This window comes from Lysobacter sp. 1R34A (genome assembly GCF_051217035.1).
Classification (GTDB): domain Bacteria; phylum Pseudomonadota; class Gammaproteobacteria; order Xanthomonadales; family Xanthomonadaceae; genus Lysobacter.
Window position 1 is genome coordinate 1 of sequence record NZ_JBPKJP010000202.1, and the last position, 1,462, is coordinate 1,462.

General features: G+C 71.6%; 2 protein-coding genes and 1 pseudogene. 1 reads left to right on the forward strand and 2 read right to left on the reverse strand.

From position 1 onward, the window contains the following. Both ACSAMQ_RS20510 and ACSAMQ_RS20515 read right to left on the reverse strand, forming a co-directional pair. Positions 1 to 382, reverse strand: a pseudogene (locus ACSAMQ_RS20510) (hypothetical protein); the annotation flags it as partial. Next, the gene (locus tag ACSAMQ_RS20515) at positions 379 to 933 is read right to left on the reverse strand and encodes an RNA polymerase sigma factor (protein ID WP_435397427.1); all 555 of its coding nucleotides are present in this window, start codon (positions 931 to 933) and stop codon (positions 379 to 381) included. The pseudogene ACSAMQ_RS20510 and the gene ACSAMQ_RS20515, both read right to left, overlap by 4 nt. Before the next feature lie 217 nt (positions 934 to 1,150). Here ACSAMQ_RS20515 and ACSAMQ_RS20520 point away from each other — a divergent pair. Further along, positions 1,151 to 1,462 (forward strand): hypothetical protein (locus ACSAMQ_RS20520; protein ID WP_435397428.1); only part of this gene is annotated, 312 nt, incomplete at its 3' end.

Below are 1,462 nucleotides of genomic sequence, written 5' to 3' on the forward strand. Positions count from 1 at the left end.
CGGCGCCGCTGTCGCGGGCAGGTTCGGAGGCATCGGCCGCAGCCGGGGCGGCAGCGGCGGTGGCCGATTCGGCCGAGACGGCATCGGCGGAGACGGCCGAGGCCGCCTGGTCTTCGCCGACCGATTCCAGCGCCTTGTCGATCGGCCGCAATTGCCAGGCCACGCCGATCGCCAGGGTCAGCGAGGCCGCCACGCCGATCCAGGCCGGCCAGCGGGTTTTCTCGCGCCTGCGCGGCGGCGCGACGGCGGCGTGCGCGGCGGCGAGGATCCTGGCGTCCAGGGCCGGCGAGGGGCCGTCGTGCGGCCCCAGGCGCAGCAGGCGCTCGGCCAACTCGCGTTCTTCGGGCGACAGCGGATCGTGGGCGTCGTGACGGCGGTTCATTCGGTCAACCTCGCGCGCAACTTGTCCATCGCGTAGCGCAGTCTGGACTTCACCGTTTCCCTGCCGGCCCCGGTGATGGCGCCGATCTCCTCCAGGCTCAGTTCCTGCTCCAGGCGCAGCAACACCACTTCGCGCTGCTCCTCCGGCAATTCCTCGATCGCCCGCTGCAGGCGGCGGCGCTGTTCGAACTCGGACAGTTCGCGCTCGGGCGTGGTCGGGTCGGCGACCCGGGCGGTGCGCTCGTCGCCGTCGGCCGGCGCCGGCGGGCGGTGCTTGAGGCCGCGCCAGTAGTCGTTGAGGCGGTTATGGGCGATCCGGAACAGCCAGGTGCTGAACGCCGCATCGGGCTTCCAGCCCTCGCGCGCGGCGATCACCCGCTGCCAGACGTCCTGGAAGAACTCGTCAGCGAGCGCCGAATCACGGATCTGACGCAGCAAGAAACGGTACAAAGGGCCGCGGTGACGCGAATACAGGACCTCGAACGCGGCGGCGTCGCCGCCCGTCCAGGCCAGCATCAGCACGTCATCGCTAGCGTCCGCACCGGAATTCATCCGCGGCAGGGTACGGCCTGGCGACGCAGACGGGAAGCGGTTGCGCGCGGGGCAGGCGTCGTATAGCGGCGATGGGAGGGCCAGTTGCATGTTCGGAACAACGGTCCGGGAGCCCCGGTGGGGTTGCCGTCTGCCGATCTTGTAAAGCTCGCGTTATCCTGCGCCTTGCGCAGAAGGCGGCGATGCGGTGCACAGTGACGTACTACCAGGGGCCATGGTGAGCGACAGGTCGTCCGCGGGCGAGGCGCTCGCCTGCGCGCTCCAGGAAGCATTGCCGGTCGGCTCGCAGGTGGTGGTCTGCTGGCGTTCGGCCTATGGCCGCCTGTCGGAATCGTTCACGCCCGGCGTCGAAGCGCCCTTGCGCGCCGATGCCGGCGCCTTGCTCGAACGCGACCCGCCCGCGGTCGGCGCCTCCGACGATTGCGGCGGCGACCGCATCGAGGCCGCCGGGTGGCTCGAGGACGGCAGCCGTGGGGCGATCGTCGCCCGCCTGCCGCAGGCCCTGCCGACGCCGTTGCGCGCGGCCTGG